Below are 20010 nucleotides of genomic sequence, written 5' to 3'. Positions count from 1 at the left end.
TACGTAAATCGTATGAATGCCGCCCATCCCGCTTTATATTTAAGCGTTCACCACCTTTTTCAATCTTCGTCCTTGCATTGCAAGGGCACTGCCGTTATAGTCTGCCCCGCTTTGAAGACGGACGCGGGATGGAGCAGCATGGTAGCTCGTCGGGCTCATAACCCGAAGGTCGTAGGTTCAAATCCTGCTCCCGCAACCAATTTAAAGCAAAATAGTAAAGTAAAACAGATAGATATCGGACGCGGGATGGAGCAGCATGGTAGCTCGTCGGGCTCATAACCCGAAGGTCGTCGGTTCAAATCCGGCTCCCGCAACCACTTTCTATATGTGTTTATAACGAGAAACAGCTTATCGGGCTCAAATCCTTATAAACAACAGGCGAAGGTCGTCGGTTCAAATCCGGCTCCCGCAACCACTTTCTATATGTGTTTATAACGAGAAACAGCTCATCGGGCTCAACTCCTTATAAACAACAAGCGAAGGTCGTACGTTCAAATTCGGCTTCGGTACCAATTCTTTGATGACAGAATTCAAACAGTTATTAACAGCAACAATCGGACGCGGGATGGAGCAGTATGGTAGCTCGTCGGGCTCATAACCCGAAGGTCGTCGGTTCAAATCCGGCTCCCGCAACCAATTTTTTATGTGTTTATAACGTGAAACAGCTTATCGGGCTCAACCCTTTATAAACAACAGGCGAAAGTCGCAGGTTTAAATCCAGCTTCCGATGCCAATTCTTAAATGACAGAATTAAAACAGTTATTCATAGCAACAATCGGACGCGGGATGGAGCAGTATGGTAGCTCGTCGGGCTCATAACCCGAAGGTCGTCGGTTCAAATCCGGCTCCCGCAACCACTTTTTGTATGTGTTTATAACGAGAAACAGCTTATCGGGCTCAACCCTTTATAAACAACAGGCGAAAGTCGCAGGTTTAAATCCAGCTTCCGAAGCCAATTATTAGATGACAGAATTAAAACAGTTATTAATAGCAACAATCGGACGCGGGATGGAGCAGTATGGTAGCTCGTCGGGCTCATAACCCGAAGGTCGTCGGTTCAAATCCGGCTCCCGCAACCACTTTTTATGTGTTTATAACGAGAAACAGCTTACCAGGCTCAACCCTTTATAAACAACAGGCGAAAGTCGCAGGTTTAAATCCAGCTTCCGAAGCCAATTCTTAGATGACAGAATTTAAACAGTTATTAACAGCATTAATCGGACGCGGGATGGAGCAGTATGGTAGCTCGTCGGGCTCATAACCCGAAGGTCGTCGGTTCAAATCCGGCTCCCGCAACCAATTTAACCAGCATATGCTGGTTTTTTTGTATCTAAAATCAGTAATAACCTTCTTTAAAATCCTTACCAGATCAAAATTCTCCCTCGTCGGACTCAACTCTCTATAAATAGCGATCGAAGATCGTCAGTTCAAATCCACTTCAGCAACTGCATCCGAACTAAAAATTTAACCTGATTAGCTGACATCAATGCGTTTTTTGGATTTCAAATTTAGCCATGAAGGTGTCGGACAATATGACTCCTGCCATAGCACCAAAGGAAACGGTGAAAATCATGATGAAAGGTAGAGGTTTCAAATAAGCGGAAGTGAGAACACCTTGACCGAAGCAGTGCAGCAACAGACCAAGGATCATGACGCCAAAAGCGAGCTTATTCGCAGCAAAAAACATCGGAATTTCGAACGCCCACAACGCTTTATTTTCCTTAAATTGAGCGAAACCGAAATAGAGATAAAGCAGTAATGCCACCATAGCGATCGCACAAACGCTGAGTGTATAGCTTAATTGAGATGTCCCAGCCAAGACTTGATAGCCGATACGAATGGCATAAATACCGACACCCAACCAAAATATCAGTAGTGGCAATAAAATGAGTCCCATTTTTTATCCTTAAAAGTTGAGATAGACACACACTTAGCACCTAAAGCGAGCTCTGAAAATGAGCGCTTAATGCTATCCCAGACCTCGGTTTGTGAAGTGAGCACTTGAAGTAAGTTCTTAGATTGAGCACTTAGCGTCAGATCTTATAGTAAGTACTTAAAGTTAGGACTTGGAATGAGCGCTTAGAGTCCATTCTTAAAGTAAATGCCTTAAGCAACCGTTAAAATAGTGCCAAGACCAGCATGCTATTTTATCCGCGCCATATGATACACACTGACAAACTCACCATTTCTAAAGGCAAAATCCTTCGACTCACCTTCTATCACAAAGCCAAACTTTTTATATAGACCAATGGCGGCATGATTATCGGTATAAACCGTTAATTCAATTCGTTTTATATTCATCCATTTATCGGTGAGCTCAAGCATAGCGTTAATCAAGGCGCTGCCAACACCGCGGCCTTGGTAGCTGTCTTTTACCCCCATTCCAAAGGAGGCAACATGCCTACGACGGGGTTGCTCGTACACCTCAAAACCCAACTCGCCGACAATTTCACCCTCAATCTCTGCGACATAGCGACTAATATGATTCGATGTTGCCGCAAGGCGTGACTCCCATTTATCGGTCGATGGCCAAGGGAGTTGTAAGGTACCCGTATAGGCATTTGGGCAGGCATATACGGCTTGAATGGCTGCTGCGTCACGCTTCTCTGCATGCCTAATCGTAATCTTTTCCAATGAGTCCCCTCCATGGTTTTCTAATAAAAAATACCTGTCCGGTTCAACGTACACAGAGCTAAGCACACAGATCTAAATCCACGAATTAGTTAGGCACAAAGGCTCGAACACTGTAGTAAATCGCAACTTAGCCCGCTTCTTATCAAATCGACTTTACGGATGAAGCTCGCATAAGACAAGTATGAAATTTAAAAAACTATTGATAAACCTAGTTTTTATATGGGTAGTTATCAATTGAGATGAGAATTGAAGCAACCACGGCGCTATCGTTCAACCTATCATAACAACCCAGCCTCGATATCTAGATTGAAACACTGGGCAAATAAAAACCCGCTCAAGATAGGTTCTTGGCGGGTTTATGGTATACAAGCGCTATAGCGACAATTGAGTCGAGTCGTACAGTTCAGCATTTAAATTAAGCTAATATAATCAATCGCATTACACTAACTAAACTGAGTCACAGTGTTCTGTTAAAGCGGTAAACGGCCATTGAATGACAAGGCTAACGTCGTGCTATCCACGTATTCAAGCTCTCCACCCACGGGCACGCCGTGGGCGATGCGACTGATCATCACCTTATGGCGTCTGGCCATATCAGCAATAAAATGCGCTGTTGCCTCGCCTTCTACCGTCGGATTGGTCGCCAGAATCAACTCAGCAACATCACCCGAGGCCAAGTGGCGCTCAAGTAACGCTAAACCTAACTCTTCTGGCCCAACACCATCGAGTGGCGATAGATGGCCTAATAGAACAAAGTAACGACCTGTGAAATGTCCACCCGCCTCAATGGCTAATACATCGGCGGGCGTTTCCACCACACAAATGGTGGAAGACGTACCGCGTTTATGGCTAGCACAAATCGGACAGAGGGTTTCTTCAGTGTAGGTTCGGCAAGACTGACAATGACCGACGTCACTCATCGCACAGGACAGCGCACTGGCTAATTTAAGCCCTGCTTTTCTGTCGCGCTCGAGTAACTGAAACGCCATACGTTGCGCCGATTTAGGCCCAACCCCAGGTAAACAACGCAGGGACTGAATTAACTCATCTAACAGTGGACTAAATTTCATCGGCTATCTCAATTAAAATGGCATTTTCATGCCAGGAGGTAATTGCATACCACCAGTGACTTCGGCCATTTTAGTTTTTTGGTTTTCTTCGATTCGACGGGCAGCGTCATTACAAGCCGCAGCAATCAAATCTTCCAGCATTTCTTTGTCGTCTTCCATCAGGCTTGGGTCGATTTCGACTTTACGCACTGTGTGCGCGCCAGTCATGGTGACTTTCACCAAACCTGCACCAGATTCACCCACCATTTCCATACGGGCGATTTCTTCCTGCACTTTGGCCATTTTTTCTTGCATCATCTGGGCCTGTTTCATCAGATTGCCCATACCGCCTTTTCCAAACATAGTCTTTTCTCTTCTATTAGGGTTAGTCGCAAGCATTAACGCGGCTAATCTTACTTAAATAAATGGGATTGGCAATCAATGCCGTTATCTTGTTAATAAACTTATGATCTCGATGCCGAGTTTCTCAGCAGCATCACTATAAATATGCACTTTGCGCTCAAATTTAAACCACAAGGTTACAAATTAACGACGAACATTTTACCCAAGGGCTCGTCAATCATGGTTAACTTGCTGCCTCAGTTAACTCAGGTAACGCTTGTATTTGCTGACTGCGTAAATTCAACAACTCGGGCGGATACACTAAACTGTCGGCATCGAGTTCGGCGCCCATACGTTGGATCAACCATTGCACATTGTCATCATGGATCAGTGATTGATGCGCCTGTTGCAGCAACTCTTGGTGGAAACGTTTACGTAACTCTAAAGGCGTTTCCCGCTGCGCATCGATTCCTATGACCACTTGCACCCGTCTTGGGTTCCCGAGCGCGGCACTTAAGGCTTGCTCAAGCTGAACTATGGCGACATCGGCCGCAAGATGTTTCTGATTTGGCTTAAGCAACAGCGGCAAAGGATCGCTCTGGGTTTGGCAAACGGAATTAACCGCCAGTTGCCGCACTCGCCCGCCGACCTCTAAGCTCGCCATCAACTTGTACCAATGCAAATCTAATGGATGACCGCTGATCGGAAGTTTACTAAGCGCGACTTCCCTCTCCTGCGTACGTTCAACAGCGCTAGCCGTCTGAGTCAGTGCAGTCGTGCTAGCTGGCGTTACCGCGGTAGCTTGCACTTTATCTTGATGTCTTGCTTGAGTTTGAAGCACTTGTGACTTCGAACCTGAACCCTGTTCGGCACTCTGGGAGTCATTACCATCTGCCGCATTATTCTGTCCGTCATTGGCAATGTTGCTAGCCTCTAAAAATCCTTGGCCACTGCTGGCAGAGTCATCATTTATATCAGAGCCTTGAGCCATCACAGCATCAGCGATATCAGTATTACCGCTATCAACCTGAGTCGTTTCGATAAGCTCAGCTGTTAGCTCTGCTTCTGGTGCTGCCTCCCAAGGAGGACGGTCATATGCTGCCGGTTTGACTGGATCAGCAGGGACAGAACTAGATGCGCTTGCAACCGAAGGCACTGATTGATGCAGAGCGATGGGCTCAAGATCTAAGTCAAAATCATCATCGAAATCTATTGTTAAATCGGGATCTAAATCAGCGGCGGGATCGGCAGAGAATGACGCACTTGTCTGACTTGCATCACTTTTACTGGCAGGTTTTGATAAACTGATCCCATTGGCTTTACTGTTTGGTGTCTTTAATTTTGAGTCCAGTGACGACTTTTTTTCATCACCGTCCTTAACACTTAAGGCATCAAGATCCGATAACAGTGAATCCCGCGCCGCCAATACCGCCGAGAGAATATCATCATCGGCTAAGGATGCGGAGGCTGGTGTTGGAATTGGAGTTGGGGTCTGAGGAGACACTTGAGGCATTGCAGCTGAGTGTTGAACATCATCAGGCTCACCTTGAGACTCAAAGCTGTGATGAAAATCGTCATCATTGTAAGAGCCGGAAGAGAATTCAACATAAGCATCTTGATAGGAATCGAGCGGCGCTGACTCTTGGGCATAATCTCCCATCGCTGGATATGAATGCTCGGCTTCAGTTCCATAGGGACTATGTTCATCAAGCCCATTTTGCTCAAGCGTGTTGTTAGCGGTGGGATTGTTATCCAGTGTGTTCTCAGCAGATGTTGAACCAACAACCGTTTCAGCCATAGCTGGATTAACAATACTCGACTCGGCAGTTGCCCCAATTAATTCAGGAACTTCGCTATTATGAGCATCTAAACTCTCAACCGATGCTTCATTGTCAGCAACGGGTTCAGAAATGTGTATAGAAGTCGCTTGAGCGGTTGATACTGTTTGAGTTTGAGGCTCTACCTCAGCATTCACTGTGTCAGCGTTTAAGCTGTCAGCGTTAAATCCCTGACTCTGCGCCTGACTTAGAATCACCGCCTGTTCGGCAATTAATGCCGCATCCGCTTCGAGCTCAGCATCAAGCGCCTGCTCTACAGTATCTGCTGGCTCAATTGACACGTCAGCCATGTCAACAGCGGCCGCTTGCGCGGTTTCAACTTGCTGGTTAGCGCAAGTTTGCTCAATTAATGCTGTTTTTTTTTCAGCAGGCGCAGTTTCAGCTATATGTGGTTCAGCTGTATGTGGTTCAGCTGTATGTGTTTCAGCAAACTGTTGTTCATTTACATGAGGAGCTTGCACTGCAGCAGTTACCGCAACGGGCGTTTGCCCTTCGGGTAAACGGATCTCAGCGACCGCATCAGGCTGCCAACGCTTTACCGGCTTTTCTGGCACAAATGCGACTGCGCGTAACAGCGCCATCTCAAGACCCGATTTAGGATCGGGTGCATGGGGTAAATCTTTGCGGCCCGTTAATAAAATCTGATAATAAAGCTGCACTTGCTCCGGCGTCAGCTGCTCGGCAAAGGCGCGAATTTGCGCGCTATACAAAGATTGCTGCGCGGCCGCGGGGGCAAATTGGGTCAAGGTAATTTGATGTAACAGCTCAAGCAAACTGCGCAGCACTTCTTGGGCATCTGCGCCGTACGCGAGCACTTGGGCGCAAGTGTGCATTAACACGCCAATATCGGCATCGGTTAAGGCTTTAAGCAAGGCAACCACATGCTGCTCATCAATACTGCCAAGCATAGTTTGCACTTGAGTGAGCATCACATTGCCGCCACCAAAGGCGATCGCTTGATCGGTCAAACTCAAGGCATCACGCATACTGCCATTAGCGGCTTTAGCAAGAAGCTTTAGGGCTTCAGCCTCAAAGGGAAGCTGCTCTTGGGTCAAGATATGATTGAGCTGAGTGCCAATTTCGCCTTGGGTCAGGCTTTTTAAATTGAATTGCAAACAACGGGATAACACAGTCACGGGTAGTTTCTGTGGATCAGTTGTCGCCAAAAGAAATTTAACGTGCTCGGGGGGTTCTTCTAAGGTTTTTAGCAGTGCGTTAAAACTGCTGCGCGACAGCATATGCACTTCGTCGATGAGATAAACCTTAAAACGGCCACGGGTCGGACGATACTGCACATTGTCTAACAGCTCACGGGTGTCATCGACCTTAGTTCGGGACGCGGCATCGACTTCAATTAAATCGACAAAACGGCCTTGCGCGATTTCCACGCAGCTGCCGCAAACACCACAGGGAGTCGCTGTCACGCCTTGTTCGCAATTTAAGCCTTTGGCAAAGAGTCGCGCCAAGCTGGTTTTACCGACACCGCGCGTTCCCGTAAACAGGTAAGCATGATGTAAGCGCTGCTGGCTTAACGCATTGGTCAAGGCATGCAAAACATGGCTTTGGCCAACCATTTGATCAAATGTGGCAGGGCGCCATTTTCTGGCTAACACCTGATATGACATGGAACTCCCCAGAGTATGTGATACAAGAGCGGGAGCATGCGCCCCGAGAACTTTGAAAGATAACATGTCATGATTTGACATGCCATCAAACTATCCCAAGGCGCCTTTAGCTGCAGATTTATTCGCCTTCAAACTCACAAAGTTTAACCAACTCAAGCCCTAAAGCGGTTAAACGTGCTTCACCACCTAAATCAGGTAATGAGATCACAAAGGCCGCATGTTTAACTTCACCGCCCAGTTGGCGAATGAGTTTAACGGTCGCTTCAATAGTACCGCCAGTCGCGAGTAAATCGTCAACGACTAGCACTTTGTCATTTGGATTAATCGCATCGGTATGAATTTCTAGGCTATCGTGACCGTATTCCAGTTCATAGCTTTGGCTGATAGTCGCACGCGGTAATTTACCCGGTTTACGCACAGGCACAAAACCCACACCCAATTCTAAAGCCAACGGCGCACCAAACAAGAAACCACGAGCCTCAGTGCCCACAATTTTGGTAAAGCCTTGGCCACGATAATGTTCAACTAACAAGTCGATGGTCGCTTTATAGGCGGCTGCATTCTCAAGCAAACTGGTGACATCTCGAAATAAAATCCCTTCCTTAGGATAATTAGGAATCGTTTTAATGCTTTGCTTTATCAAGGATAAGGTTTCTGTATTCATAGCCATCATATTTACTTAATAAGTTACTTAATCAATTCACCAACCTAGCGTTGGCGGTATAAAACAAAACGTCCACACTGGGTGGACGCATTGTCGAAAGTCGGACAAAGCTTATGCCGCTTTAGTTTTAGTTGCAACAATCACAACGCACAAGTGATGGAAAGGTTATCAATTTGTGCCTTAGATCAAACCCTGTCGGCACTGTGTTACATCCCCTCACCCATGACGCGGCGAAAACGATTTGCCACACATTGAATCCATAGTGTCGCTCAATCATCCCTCTATTTCAGGGATCCCTTTGAGATACCAGAGTAAGACGAGTGCCATCACGAGCAGCAAACCTTTTACCCAAAGGATAGGCACCACAATAATGCTGACACTAAAACTCAGCGCGCTGACGACCATAGCTTTGCGTTTCAACCCCTTACGCATTGCTCGCTGCTCTTGCCACTGGGTTAAGGCATCGGCAAACCAAGGATGAGTCATCAACCAATGGTGTAAACGTTCACTGGAGCGGGCAAAGCAAAAAGCGGCAAGCAAGATAAACGGCACGGTCGGTAGCAAAGGCAGCACGATACCGAGTAAACCCAAGGCTAACGCGGTTAAACCTAACAATAAAAATAATCCGCGCTTTAATACCATCGATTTACTTACCCTTTATCAGAAAAACAAAAGCCACTCTAAGAGTGGCCAATAGTCTATGCGCTCGAGATTAACGCTCGCTTAAATTAGACCTAAGTGCTTTAACCAAGACAGGCTTGCTGGCAGAGTCGGCAACAGTAAAACTAAAATAAAACCAATAAAATACAAAAAATTAAATGGGTCTTTGAACGGCTGACTACTCATTACAGCTCCTCTAGTATGTGCAAGTATAAGTGCGCAGGAATCGTACAGTGATTGAGATCACAAAACGGCCGACATTGTAGCGGTTTGTCAAATTAATAAAAACCCTTTAGATGTAGGGTTATTGCATTTATTTCGGCAATAATCCCCACCTTAAGACTGACGACCGCGCACTATCCCTTTGGCCGCTAATTGCTCGAGTAACTGGCTACAACCTTGCCCAATAACCTGAGGTGCCATTTGAGGGTAAGTGATTGTTAACCAATCAAGTATCTCTTGAAAACTCGCTTGGCCCTGAGCTTGAAGAAATGCCAGCACCTGTGCACTTAAGGGATTTAACTGTAGGAAACACACTTCGCAATCAACATCTTGATAGAGACAAAAAAACACTGGCGTATCGAGTTGTTGCTGCGGACGATAATCCTGACGAATGTGCTGCACCTCAAAATGATACTGCGCCACCCTCGCCGTCTTCGATAAACATAAGGCCTGCATCGGAATTTGCGCTGGGCTAAGTTGAGATTCATCCCCACTCGCCTGTGCAACCGCAACAGCTAACTCTAGCCATTCATAGTGGGCTAATTCGAGCATAAAAACAGGATCATTTGCCGTGGGCTGATATTGCTGCTGTAAAAAATCTAAAAATTCGCCCGCGATATCGATAAAAATCGGCGATTGGCAATCATGTTGACTAAAAAAGCTTTGCACTAATGCCAACCACTCTTCCTCAGAATACAAACTTTTCAGCACGGGAAAGCCGTTCGACACAAATCCCAGTACATTATTAAAAAATAACTCGCGGTAAACCTGCATGCGCCGGACATCAGTATCCGCGGGCAATGGCCGAGACGGATCGCGGATATAATCGATAAAGGATTGCTGCACTTGCTTAAAATCCATTAGGCGATCCTCTTTACAACATGAGCGCTATTTTGAATGTGAGAGCTGGGCGCCGCCGCTTGATAAGCGTGGATTTGATTTAGCTCGAGCAACAATTCAGCAGTTGTAGGCACATTAAAGTCACGCTCAAGCAAGGTCGGCTTTACCCCATGTAAGGCATAGCAACGTTGCAACAGTGCCCAAACGGGATCGTTAATGGCGGCGCCATGGGTGTCGATGAGTAAATCTTCAGCTTGCTTGTAGTGCCCAGCGATATGCAGATAAGCGATACGCTCCGTCGGCATGGCCTGTAAAAAGGTATCGGCATCGTATTGATGATTTATCGAGTTCACATAGATGTTGTTCACATCGAGTAGCAACTTACAATCGGCTTCTTGCAGCACGGCATTGACGAATTCAAGTTCGCTCATGTGCGCGCCGGGGGCGGCATAAAATGACACATTTTCTAAAATGAGTGGCCGCTCTAAAATATCTTCGACTTGCTTCACCCGCGCCGCCACATGTTTTACCGCTGCGTCGGTAAAAGGGATCGGCATGAGATCGTATAAGTGACCTTGGCCAGAGCAATAACTTAAGTGTTCGGAATAGACTTGGATTTGGTGTAAATCCATAAAGGTTTTGATGTTTTTTACAAACGTGAGATCTAAGGGTTCAGGGCTACCAATCGATAAACTCAAACCGTGGCAATAGAAACTATGTTGCTCGGTCAGTTCACGAAATTGACGGCCAAACTTACCGCCTAAGGTCATCCAGTTTTCTGGTGCTACTTCAAAAAAATTAATCGCTTCTGGCACCGATTCACAAAACTCACTGAGCATTTCTCGCCGTAAGCCCAGCCCTACCTGTGCCGCATTTTTTTGATCATTCATAGAACCTCACGAACGCTTGCTGTCATCGCTTTAGGATAAAACAAAAGAGACCAGCGCGGGCTGGCCTCTTAAGACTCAATAACCCCCATCACTGCGGGATTAGTACAGTCGGATTTATTTCATTTCTTTTTTAACGGCTTCGACTTTAGCGTCAACTTTCTCGGCGGTTTTCTTCATATCAGCGCCACATTTCGCTTCACCACACTTACCTTCGTGTGCTTTCGCCATCGCGGCTTTTTTCACATCGGCACCGCATTTCGCTTCGCCACATTTGCCTTCATGGGCTTTATCTGCAGCCGCTTTTTTCATCTCGGCGCCACATTTAGCTTCACCACATTTGCCTTCTTTGGCTTTTTCAGCGGCAGCTTTCTTCATATCCGCGCCGCATTTGGCTTCACCACATTTGCCTTCTGAGCCGACTATTTGATAACCCGCATCCATTGCTTCAAAACCAAACGGGTTAGTTTGGGCATTGACAGCAAAAGCTGAACTTATGACGACTGAGCCTAAGGCTACTGCAACTGCTGTTTTTTTAACTGAATTCATAAATAATCCCTTCTTGTTTATTGAGTAATGTTGACCAACAACAGTAGAAGTAGCTGGCTTACTGCAAAAGACCTGCCCTGTTTCAATTCTATTGCAAAAAATATCACTAAATCACAGAAATGGTCAAAATATCCTGCTAGGACAATCAGTTTAGCGTGGATTTTATTTATGAGTGCGCCTATTAATCCGCATTCACTCGACCACTTTGTAACTTAAGGCCGATAAGGTAGAATGCTCGCCCTTTGCAAATAGATATGGGTTTACTGCAGTGCGTGTGATTTTGGCTCCAATGGAAGGCGTAGTAGACGCTTTGATGCGTGATATTCTATCGACCATCAATCCCTACGATTTGCTCGTCACCGAATTTGTGCGTGTGGTAGACCAACTGCTGCCAGAAAAAGTCTTTCTCAAACTGTGTCCTGAGCTGCTCAACAATGGTAATACCCCTTCGGGTACGCCAGTACGAGTGCAGTTACTCGGCCAAGAACCCCAATGTATGGGCGAAAATGCCCTGCGGGCGATTGAACTCGGTTCACACGGTGTCGATGCCAACTTTGGCTGTCCGGCTAAAATCGTTAACCGCAGCAAAGGTGGCGCCGTATTACTGCAATATCCTGAGAGTGTGCACGATATTGTCAAAGCCATGCGTCAAGCGGTACCGAAGGAACATGCCGTGACCGCCAAAATACGTTTGGGCTACGAAGATAAGTCACTGTTCATGGAAAATGCTATCGCAGTGTATGAAGCCGGAGCGACTGAGCTTGCCATCCATGCGCGCAGTAAAGTCGACGGCTACAGACCGCCAGCCTACTGGGAATACATCACAGAAGTGCGTAAACGTTTGCCGATCCCGGTGATCGCCAACGGTGAAATTTGGAACAGCGACGATGCTAAGCGATGTATCGAAGTCACCGGCTGCGACAGTATTATGATCGGCCGCGGGGCGATTTCATTGCCGAACTTGGCCGATACCATCAAGACAGGTGCAACCCCATATACTTGGGCGCAAACCTTAGGGCTGATGCTCAGTTATACCCAAAGGGAACTCAATGGCCGCAAGAGCGACTATTATCCCGCCCGAATCAAACAGTGGTTTACCTATCTCAATCGCCAATATCCCGAAGCCGATACTTTGTTCAGGGAGCTGCGCGTGTTTAAAACTACAGAAGAAATCGTTGCTGTATTAGAAGCTGCGCAGCGAAACTTAGGCAACGAATCATAGAAGAGTGAGCAACCACAGAACGGCAACAAGCCATATAAGCGTTAGAAATCGAGATTCAATGCGCGGCAATGTGAGCCACGAAAGGGACTTAGCGATAGCACACATAATGCGATAGGAATGAAGTACTTTTTCGATTTTTAACGGCGAAAAAACCGAAAATGTGGCAGATACTTGATCTTTATCATAGTCGTTGGTAGTGGAACTATTAGACTGGACGCCTAGAGTCAAATGAAATAGGCGATTTTACGTGAGCACCACCCATATCAGACATGAATTGTCAGAGCTTGAAGCTAATCTAAGGAAAGAAATCGGCGCGCTCCCTCCGTTCCTCGAAGCCATAGGGGAGCATTATGCTAGCCTGAGTCTGGCAGAATTAATTGATAAATTGGCGCAAACGCCACTGGCCGATCACCCGCTATTTTGCCAGCTGAATAAACTTGATGCCGCCTTTTGTCAGCTCGACTTAGGTCTCTACGGCCTTTGCTCCGACTGCGAAGCGGAAATCGAAACCGAACGCTTAAGCCAAGATCCCACAGAACAACGCTGCGCCTCCTGCGCCGAACATTATCAACACGAACACCGCCACGAGCTGCGCCTCACCCATTGATAAAAGGAGTGCTCGCTAGCTTTACTGATAAACCCCTCGCAATGATAAAACCTCCGCCTAGGAGGTTTGAATTAGGTATTTTAAGCCCAACGAACCTTTCTATATCAGTGGGATGCGATGTCTAAAGTAACTATATCCTACCAAGACAGATATTAACTTTCTCTGCAAGAATCCCAAGATACTCAGATGAACTAAGTATTCTTTAAACATGATAGAAACTGTCATATAAAAAATGCCACTCAATTGAGTGGCATTTATATTTAAACACTGAGTAGTGATCGATTACTTAGAGTTGGCAACCTTCAACACTCTTTGAGTTTTCATAAACGATATCACCTATCGGACTATAATCCGCAGCGACAATCGCTTGTTTCTCTTTCAAGAATGAATACAATAAATCAGCATCCACAAAACCCGTTTGGATTGGGCTAGCGAGTTTAGGATAACCGTCACCACCTGCAGCGTTAAAGCTAGGTACAGTGAACTTGTAAGTACCGGTAGGGCTGAAGTCTTTACCATTGATTTCACTGATATTGGCAGTCTTAGCTACGCAGTCAATGCGTCATTTGACCGCCTGTAATTTTGCATAGCAAGAGACTATCGAAAGATTAATCAGTTACGCGTGAGAGTTAACGATTACACCAAGTACGACTCACTCATCACTAAAGTGAAATACTCAGCAAGTATTTATACTTAATTTTTGATAACTAGCAAAAGCATTTTATATGCAACGTACTACGGAAATGAAATTACCTCCATAGGAGGTAATTTAAATTGAATAAAAAGACAGCTAGTTAACTAGCTGTCTTTTAAATCTATATCGTTGCTACATAACTTAAGTTCATGTTCAGCTCGAACTTATTTACAGTTAGGTACAACCACGCCATTTTTAAGATGAACGACTTTACCAGCCACTGGCTCGTAATCGGCAGCTTTAATCATGGGATTTTTTTCAAAAAAATCACGCAAAACTGCTGCATCAGTTTGTTGAGTATTTAACACATTGATCTTCGGATAATCGTCTCCGCCAGCAGCACTAAAACTAATGATTGAGAAGCTGTACTCATCAGTTGGTGAGAAACCACGATTATTGATATCACTGATATTAGCTGTAGCAGTATCGCAATCGATAGTTACACTAATATTGCTTAATTGGGCATAACCGCCACCAGTTTTCGTTCCTACCTTACCTAAATATTCAGCAACTTCACTACCGGTCATGGTTGCTTTAGCAACAAAGTTTCCAAAAGGCTGAACCTTCAATACATCACGATAGCTTACGTCACCGATACCAATGGAGTCACGTATACCTCCAGAGTTCATTACCCCAAAGTCAGCTTCCACTAAATTATAGGTACGATAAGCCTCACCTAATAATTGACCTAAATTGGTTTGCTGTGCACGAACAATATCACGATTCCCTTGAAGCAAACCATCGGTATACGAAATAACCACATCCAGTAATTCTTGCCCCTTCTGTTGATACGGATAAAGAATAGATTTTACAACTGGATCGGCGCTGATTAATTTATCAATTAAAATTTGATTACCGTGTTCATCTTTTACCAAATTGCCTTTAGCATCTCTGGTTAATAAATTGACTGGAATTAAATCATAGCTAGCGAGGTGTAATTCGCCATTAAAATACTCGAAATCGGCACGACCAACATACTTACCCCATTCGTGGGCTTGCATAATCCAAGTGCCATTTTGTTGATCTGGCGCACAATCATTGCCAGGCTTGAAGTCTGCGTAAGCTTTATTGTCGCTACCGGGTTCCATACACACTGGATTTTGTGAATGACCACCAATAATGGCCTGCAGTTTACCTTCTGCTACTGAACGCGCTAATAACACGTCTCCAGGAGCTTCAGTTCCATGGCTGCCATCGACATAGTGACCCATATGTGTCGTAGCAAACACCAGATCGACTTTTTCTTTTGATTCAATTTCTTTAAGAGTTTTTTGGATTTCTTCCTGTGGATCAGCAAAGTAGATGGTAGAAATATTATCAGGATTAACCAGATGAGCGGTGTCTTTAGTCGTTAAACCAATAACAGCTATTTTTAGGCCATTAACATCAAAAACATGGTAAGCATCAAACAGGCGCTGGTCAGTAACCTTCCCCTCTTTATCTTTGATATAAATATTTGCAGCCAGCATTGGGAAGTTGGCGAGTTTTGATTGCATATCTAGCACATTTAAGCTGTTATCAAACTCATGGTTACCGACAGCCATGGCATCATAACCGATCAAATTCATACCAATAAAATCTGGCACGGCATCTTGCATATCGGACTCAGGCACACCAGTGTTTATATCACCACCAGAGAGTAATAGTACCTCACCACCTTTACTCTTTACATCATTACGTATTTGGTCAATTAATACTTTACGTGCTGCCATACCATATTCGCCATCACTGTTTTCCCAGAAGCGGCCATGGTTGTCATTGGTGTGTAAAACGGTAAATGTTGTGCAAGCGCTTCCCGCTTCAGCACATGTTGTTGGGACTTTATCGTCATCACTATTATTACAACCCGCAAGCGCAGCGACAACAGCAGTTGCAACTAGTCCTTTAATAAGCATATGTCTCATTACATCAACCCCTTGATTTTAATTATTTTATCATAGAAAGATTGCCGTGAACTCCATCAAGTTCAGCGTCACGGATAATAACAAAGAATAAAGATAAATTGTGTCATTTTTATTAAAAACTTGACATTTATAGGGGAATTCGCGGGCGCTTTAAGACAGATTTGTTTCATATAAAAAATAAGCTGAATGACTGATTTCTATATATTTATAGAATTAAAAATAAAAATGAAATAAATTAATTTAAATCGTTCAGTATAAATGACTTAGAAAACATTACAGAAAACAGTGATTGTTCCCATAAAAAAACAAGCATGGGCAATTTTCAATTTACCGCATGCTGCTTTTATCGGCAATTAGACTTCTCTACATTTCAAATCGCTGTAATAACCACTTAGAAATCTCTTTTAACTGCGCAGGGATCACTGAATGTGGCATAGGATAAGTCTGCCACACCACATTATAACCGCCCGTAATTAAGGCTTCTTTGGCTAATGTTCCAGCGGATAGTGGCACGACATCATCTTGTAGACCGTGTTGCTGTAATATGGGTGTATTGCGATTCGCTGCGCTTAATTCAGCGGGTAATACATCGCCCGTCGGTAAATAGCAAGACAGTGCCATAATCCCTGCAAGTTGCTCGGGGAAACGCAGTCCAGAGAATAAACTCATGACTCCGCCCTGACTGAATCCTGCTAATACGATACGCTCGCTCGCAATACCCGCCGCGATTTGTTCATTAATTAATGCAGCAACCCTTTTCTCCGACTCAAGCACGCCTTGCATATCAGCTCTGTCGTGCAAATCCATGCTTTTAATATCGTACCAAGCGCGCATGACGTAGCCGCCATTGATGGTAACGGCTTGCTCCGGTGCATGGGGGAAAATAAACCGGATAGCATGATCGGCAGGCAAACCTAATGCAGGCACTACGGGGGCAAATCCGGCACCCGAATCCCCTAATCCATGTAACCAAATGACCACGGCTGTAGCGGGTGTCTTAGGTTCAACGACAATACGCTCGAGAGAAACTGACATACTAAAAAATCCCCAATTCAATATTAAACACTCATCAACTAGAAACTGATGATAAATCTATAAGTTAACCACTATGCACTATGCACTATGCACTATGCAGGCGTACTTTATTCCGCATCCATTCCCAGCACATCTTGAATCGCCCGTAACTGGGCATTTGAGTCCAACACTAAGCTCCAACGCACACCGCCACCATCGGCGATTAGCATAGGTGGCTGACGTCTTAAACCGATATCCTCTGCGCTTGCTTGCAGTACGATACTGGCAACATTGAGCCGCACTTGCACTTCGAACTCAGTGACGATTAACTTACCCTGCGAAAAATCTAACACCATTTTGATAACCGCCCTATGTGAAAACGCCGACATCATAGCAAACTTGTGGTCTTTTACCGATGGCATTTCCTTGCCAGCATACGAGCCATTAAAGTTTGATTACATTTGAGCTAACAGTGAGATAACAAATCCACTGGATTATCAGGTAAACTTTTGCCCTATATAGATAGAGCCGATAGAAAACCAAGCAGCATTGATGCTGTTATCGGCCCAAACTCGAACTAAAATACTTCATCATTAGGCTGTTAAATAATGCTTTCACTTCGCCGTACCGTCCTGAGCAGTGCCCTACTTTTTGCGCTGCAACTCCTTCCTAGCACTGATGCCAATAGCGCTCCAAATACGTTAGCCGCTGAGCCGACTGCCACTGTTGTACAAGCACAGACGCAGCAGAACCAAGATGCACTGACCTACGCCAATTACACTGAAGTCAGCGTGAGTCATGTGGAGCTAGCCCTTGCCATCGATTTTAAGCAAAACCGCTTATCCGGTGAAGCCGCCCTCGATTTAGCTTGGCATAAGCCGGGGAAACAACTCATCTTAGATACCCGAGATCTGACGATTACCAGCGTGAAGGCTTTAAATTCAACTGGGAAATGGCAAAGCGTGCCCTTCACCTTAGCCAAAGCGGACGCTGTAAAAGGTGCGGCGCTGACCATCAAACTTGCCGATGAAGATACCAAAAAAGTTAAAATCAATTATCACACGTCGAGTAATCCATCTGGTATTCAATGGTTAACTCCAGAGCAAACCCAAGGTAAACAGTTACCTTTTATGTTCAGTCAGAGTCAGGCGATTCATGCTCGCAGCTGGATCCCACTGCAAGATACCCCAGCCGTGCGCCAAACCTATAGCGCAACGATTACTGCCGATAAAGCCATTAGTGTGGTCATGAGTGCCGATCGTAAAACCCTGTCGAGCACGCAGACCCAATTCACTATGCCGCAGGCGATCCCAGCTTATTTAATCGCCATTGCAGCCGGGCATTTAAAGTTCGCTCCCTTAGACAACATCTCGGGCATTTGGGCTGAGCCAGAAATCCTCGACAAAGCCAGCAAGGAATTTGCCGACACGCCGGAGATGATCAAAATCGCCGCTAAACGTTACGGCGATTACCGTTGGGGACGTTATGACTTGCTTATTTTGCCGCCAAGCTTCCCCTTCGGCGGAATGGAAAATCCTCGGCTTTCGTTTATTACGCCAACGGTGATCGCGGGTGACAAAAGTTTAGTGAGTCTGATTGCCCACGAACTTGCCCACTCGTGGTCGGGTAACTTGGTGACCAACGCCACTTGGCGCGATCTCTGGCTTAATGAAGGTTTTACGACCTATGTAGAGAACCGCATCATGGAAGATCTCTACGGCCGCGACCGAGCGCTGATGGAGCAAACCATCGGCTATTCAGAGCTGCTTGCCGAGCTTGCAGAACTCACGCCTGGCGATTCAGTGTTGCATGTGGCTCTTGGAAAGCGCTCACCCGACGAGGCCTTCAGCGGTGTCCCTTATGTGAAAGGCCAGTTGTTTTTAATCTTTTTAGAGCATAAATTTGGCCGCGAGCGCTTCGATGCTTTTGTGAAAAGCTACTTCAATCATTTTGCATTTCAAAGCATTACCACGGCGCAGTTCCGTGAGTATTTATCTTTAAATCTATTAAACAAATATCCCAATGTTGTCAGTGAGGCCGAAGTGGATACTTGGATTGAAGGTCAAGGTTTGCCGTCATTTTTAGTGCCGCCCAATTCCCACGCCTTCGATGATATCGATGCCCAAAGACAAACTTGGCTCGACGGAAAACTTAGCGCAAGCGAATTGAAAACCAGCACTTGGACAGTCCACCAGTGGTTAAGGTTTATCAACGAAATGCCAAGAGTCAATCTAGACCAAACCAAGCTTGCCGAGCTGGATAAAGCGTTCCATTTTACGGGCACAGGCAACAGTGAAATTGCTTTTGCATGGTATTCGCTCGCCCTAGACAACGGCTATTACGCGGTACTACCTGCTTTAAAACAGCACTTGACCCATATTGGTCGCATGCGCTTAATCGTGCCGTTATATCAAAAGCTTGCAAGCACAGATCAGTACGACTGGGCCAAGAGTGTCTATCTCAGGGCTCGCAGCGGTTACCACCCACAAACCCAAGCAAGTCTAGATATGATGTTTGCCGACAAACCACTCGAGCATGAACATAGCCATTAGCCAGATAAAGAGCCATTAGCGAGATGAAGTGCCATTAGCAGTTGCGCTAACTATTAAGCCATTAGCACCATAAAAACAAAAAAGCCCAAACCTAGGTTTGGGCTTTTGCTATTCAATCTTCTGCCTCGACTCATTCAACTCATTCTGAACTTATATTCATCTCACATTGAGTCAGATAAAAGCCAAGTTCGAAGCTGAACCCGAAGCCTGAAAATTAGTGGTGATGACCACCAGCGCCATGGGCATGGCCGTGGGCGATTTCTTCATCACTCGCGTCACGGGCAGCAACGACTTCGATATCAAATGTCAGTTCGCGGCCCGCTAATGGATGGTTGACATCCACAGTAGCCATAAACTTACCCACTTTAACGATAGTCACTTGGCGTTGACCTTGGTCAGTATTGACCACAGCAGTCATACCCGGTTTCCACGCAGTCGCGCCCAATAAGTGCTTAACCGACACACGTTGGTGCGCATCAGCATCCGCTACACGCTCACCGTATGTTTCGGCAGCTGGTAAAGTCACAGTGAATTTTTCACCGATGGCTTTACCATTGATCGCGTTTTCTACACCTGGCATCATGTTGTCATGACCGTGTAAATAGGCAATCGGATCGCGACCTTCGTTCGTCTCGATCACTTCGCCTTTCTCGTCACGCAGTGTGTAGTTAAACTGCACAACCATATCGTCTTTAATGCTCATCGAA

17 protein-coding genes, 6 tRNA genes and 1 pseudogene are annotated in these 20010 nt (G+C 45.6%); 9 read left to right on the top strand and 15 right to left on the bottom strand.

The window, feature by feature from the left end; genetic code table 11:
- Positions 1 to 122 precede the first annotated feature (122 nt).
- The 6 genes from KV201_RS02295 (at position 123) to KV201_RS02270 (ending at position 1299) form a co-directional block, all read left to right on the top strand.
- Positions 123 to 199 (top strand) — tRNA-Met (locus KV201_RS02295).
- 41 nt (positions 200 to 240) lie between these two features.
- Positions 241 to 317, top strand: a tRNA-Met gene (locus KV201_RS02290).
- A gap of 242 nt (positions 318 to 559) precedes the next feature.
- Positions 560 to 636, top strand: a tRNA-Met gene (locus tag KV201_RS02285).
- Between the two features lie 144 nt (positions 637 to 780).
- Positions 781 to 857, top strand: a tRNA-Met gene (locus KV201_RS02280).
- 145 nt (positions 858 to 1002) lie between these two features.
- A tRNA-Met gene (locus KV201_RS02275) sits at positions 1003 to 1079 on the top strand.
- Between the two features lie 143 nt (positions 1080 to 1222).
- A tRNA-Met gene (locus tag KV201_RS02270) sits at positions 1223 to 1299 on the top strand.
- 184 nt (positions 1300 to 1483) lie between these two features.
- Here the strand turns inward: KV201_RS02270 and KV201_RS02265 are convergent.
- From KV201_RS02265 to KV201_RS02220, 10 genes are all read right to left on the bottom strand, one after another.
- On the bottom strand, positions 1484 to 1897 hold the full coding sequence (locus KV201_RS02265) for a hypothetical protein (protein WP_226058401.1): 414 nt from the start codon (positions 1895 to 1897) through the stop codon (positions 1484 to 1486).
- A gap of 245 nt (positions 1898 to 2142) precedes the next feature.
- Positions 2143 to 2634, bottom strand: coding sequence for a GNAT family N-acetyltransferase (locus tag KV201_RS02260; protein WP_006082080.1), 492 nt, complete (start codon positions 2632 to 2634; stop codon positions 2143 to 2145).
- A 470-nt stretch (positions 2635 to 3104) separates the two neighbouring features.
- On the bottom strand, positions 3105 to 3704 hold the full coding sequence (gene recR / locus KV201_RS02255; protein ID WP_106650815.1) for a recombination mediator RecR: 600 nt from the start codon (positions 3702 to 3704) through the stop codon (positions 3105 to 3107).
- A 12-nt stretch (positions 3705 to 3716) separates the two neighbouring features.
- Positions 3717 to 4046 carry a YbaB/EbfC family nucleoid-associated protein gene (locus KV201_RS02250; protein ID WP_006082082.1) on the bottom strand — a complete coding sequence of 110 codons (330 nt, stop codon included), beginning with the start codon at positions 4044 to 4046 and terminating at the stop codon, positions 3717 to 3719.
- Positions 4047 to 4269: 223 nt separating this feature from the next.
- On the bottom strand, positions 4270 to 7569 hold the full coding sequence (gene dnaX / locus KV201_RS02245; protein WP_226058400.1) for a DNA polymerase III subunit gamma/tau: 3300 nt from the start codon (positions 7567 to 7569) through the stop codon (positions 4270 to 4272).
- 37 nt (positions 7570 to 7606) lie between these two features.
- Positions 7607 to 8158 (bottom strand): adenine phosphoribosyltransferase, encoded by a 552-nt coding sequence (gene apt / locus KV201_RS02240; RefSeq protein ID WP_086010671.1) that lies wholly within the window; start codon positions 8156 to 8158, stop codon positions 7607 to 7609.
- Between the two features lie 267 nt (positions 8159 to 8425).
- The gene (locus KV201_RS02235) at positions 8426 to 8794 is read right to left on the bottom strand and encodes a YbaN family protein (protein ID WP_012089492.1); all 369 of its coding nucleotides are present in this window, start codon (positions 8792 to 8794) and stop codon (positions 8426 to 8428) included.
- Positions 8795 to 9148: 354 nt separating this feature from the next.
- Entirely contained in the window at positions 9149 to 9895 is a 747-nt protein-coding gene (locus KV201_RS02230; protein WP_226058399.1) for a DUF2063 domain-containing protein, read from the bottom strand.
- Positions 9895 to 10764 (bottom strand): DUF692 domain-containing protein, encoded by an 870-nt coding sequence (locus tag KV201_RS02225; RefSeq protein ID WP_226058398.1) that lies wholly within the window; start codon positions 10762 to 10764, stop codon positions 9895 to 9897. Before KV201_RS02225 ends, KV201_RS02230 begins: the two co-directional genes overlap by 1 nt.
- Positions 10765 to 10878: 114 nt before the next feature.
- A complete protein-coding gene (locus KV201_RS02220) occupies positions 10879 to 11310 on the bottom strand; it encodes a hypothetical protein (protein ID WP_011847063.1) in 432 nt (143 codons plus the stop codon).
- Between the two features lie 268 nt (positions 11311 to 11578).
- On the opposite strand from KV201_RS02220, the gene KV201_RS02215 reads away from it, so the two are divergent.
- Together KV201_RS02215 and KV201_RS02210 are read left to right on the top strand one after the other, a co-directional pair.
- Positions 11579 to 12532, top strand: a complete 954-nt coding sequence (locus KV201_RS02215) for a tRNA-dihydrouridine synthase (RefSeq protein WP_011847064.1) — start codon at positions 11579 to 11581, stop codon at positions 12530 to 12532.
- A gap of 247 nt (positions 12533 to 12779) precedes the next feature.
- The gene (locus tag KV201_RS02210) at positions 12780 to 13139 is read left to right on the top strand and encodes a TraR/DksA C4-type zinc finger protein (RefSeq protein ID WP_011847065.1); all 360 of its coding nucleotides are present in this window, start codon (positions 12780 to 12782) and stop codon (positions 13137 to 13139) included.
- 286 nt (positions 13140 to 13425) lie between these two features.
- On the opposite strand, the pseudogene KV201_RS02205 reads toward KV201_RS02210, so the two are convergent.
- The 4 genes and pseudogenes from KV201_RS02205 to KV201_RS02190 form a co-directional block, all read right to left on the bottom strand.
- Positions 13426 to 13749 (bottom strand): annotated as a pseudogene (locus KV201_RS02205) (5'-nucleotidase C-terminal domain-containing protein); the annotation flags it as partial.
- Between the two features lie 248 nt (positions 13750 to 13997).
- Positions 13998 to 15737 (bottom strand): bifunctional UDP-sugar hydrolase/5'-nucleotidase UshA, encoded by a 1740-nt coding sequence (ushA, locus tag KV201_RS02200; protein WP_226058397.1) that lies wholly within the window; start codon positions 15735 to 15737, stop codon positions 13998 to 14000.
- 363 nt (positions 15738 to 16100) lie between these two features.
- The gene (locus KV201_RS02195) at positions 16101 to 16772 is read right to left on the bottom strand and encodes an alpha/beta hydrolase (RefSeq protein WP_006086183.1); all 672 of its coding nucleotides are present in this window, start codon (positions 16770 to 16772) and stop codon (positions 16101 to 16103) included.
- Positions 16773 to 16879: 107 nt separating this feature from the next.
- Positions 16880 to 17107: a DUF3389 family protein gene (locus KV201_RS02190; protein ID WP_006082094.1), complete on the bottom strand. Its 228-nt coding sequence runs from the start codon at positions 17105 to 17107 to the stop codon at positions 16880 to 16882.
- A 252-nt stretch (positions 17108 to 17359) separates the two neighbouring features.
- Here KV201_RS02190 and KV201_RS02185 point away from each other — a divergent pair, with 252 nt between their 5' ends.
- Positions 17360 to 19303, top strand: coding sequence for a M1 family metallopeptidase (locus tag KV201_RS02185; RefSeq protein ID WP_226058396.1), 1944 nt, complete (start codon positions 17360 to 17362; stop codon positions 19301 to 19303).
- Between the two features lie 214 nt (positions 19304 to 19517).
- Here KV201_RS02185 and KV201_RS02180 read toward each other — a convergent pair whose 3' ends face one another.
- Positions 19518 to 20006 carry a peptidylprolyl isomerase gene (locus KV201_RS02180; protein WP_226058395.1) on the bottom strand — a complete coding sequence of 163 codons (489 nt, stop codon included), beginning with the start codon at positions 20004 to 20006 and terminating at the stop codon, positions 19518 to 19520.
- Between the last annotated feature and the right edge of the window lie 4 nt (positions 20007 to 20010).

It is taken from the genome of Shewanella sp. SR1 (genome assembly GCF_020447145.1).
Lineage (GTDB): Bacteria > Pseudomonadota > Gammaproteobacteria > Enterobacterales > Shewanellaceae > Shewanella > Shewanella baltica.
Note: the sequence above shows the minus strand (reverse complement) of the source record. Positions and strands in the feature narration are given on the sequence as shown.

What these genes read in the sequence shown, in the direction of transcription:
- KV201_RS02265 (WP_226058401.1), bottom strand. Translation starts at nt 1,897, where the DNA reads ATGGGACTCATTTTATTGCCACTACTGATATTTTGGTTGGGTGTCGGT.
- recR (WP_106650815.1), bottom strand. Translation starts at nt 3,704, where the DNA reads ATGAAATTTAGTCCACTGTTAGATGAGTTAATTCAGTCCCTGCGTTGT.
- KV201_RS02250 (WP_006082082.1), bottom strand. Translation starts at nt 4,046, where the DNA reads ATGTTTGGAAAAGGCGGTATGGGCAATCTGATGAAACAGGCCCAGATG.
- dnaX (WP_226058400.1), bottom strand. Translation starts at nt 7,569, where the DNA reads ATGTCAAATCATGACATGTTATCTTTCAAAGTTCTCGGGGCGCATGCT.
- apt (WP_086010671.1), bottom strand. Translation starts at nt 8,158, where the DNA reads ATGGCTATGAATACAGAAACCTTATCCTTGATAAAGCAAAGCATTAAA.
- KV201_RS02235 (WP_012089492.1), bottom strand. Translation starts at nt 8,794, where the DNA reads ATGGTATTAAAGCGCGGATTATTTTTATTGTTAGGTTTAACCGCGTTA.
- KV201_RS02230 (WP_226058399.1), bottom strand. Translation starts at nt 9,895, where the DNA reads ATGGATTTTAAGCAAGTGCAGCAATCCTTTATCGATTATATCCGCGAT.
- KV201_RS02225 (WP_226058398.1), bottom strand. Translation starts at nt 10,764, where the DNA reads ATGAATGATCAAAAAAATGCGGCACAGGTAGGGCTGGGCTTACGGCGA.
- KV201_RS02220 (WP_011847063.1), bottom strand. Translation starts at nt 11,310, where the DNA reads ATGAATTCAGTTAAAAAAACAGCAGTTGCAGTAGCCTTAGGCTCAGTC.
- ushA (WP_226058397.1), bottom strand. Translation starts at nt 15,737, where the DNA reads ATGAGACATATGCTTATTAAAGGACTAGTTGCAACTGCTGTTGTCGCT.
- KV201_RS02195 (WP_006086183.1), bottom strand. Translation starts at nt 16,772, where the DNA reads ATGTCAGTTTCTCTCGAGCGTATTGTCGTTGAACCTAAGACACCCGCT.
- KV201_RS02190 (WP_006082094.1), bottom strand. Translation starts at nt 17,107, where the DNA reads ATGGTGTTAGATTTTTCGCAGGGTAAGTTAATCGTCACTGAGTTCGAA.
- KV201_RS02185 (WP_226058396.1), top strand. Translation starts at nt 17,360, where the DNA reads ATGCTTTCACTTCGCCGTACCGTCCTGAGCAGTGCCCTACTTTTTGCG.
- KV201_RS02180 (WP_226058395.1), bottom strand. Translation starts at nt 20,006, where the DNA reads ATGAGCATTAAAGACGATATGGTTGTGCAGTTTAACTACACACTGCGT.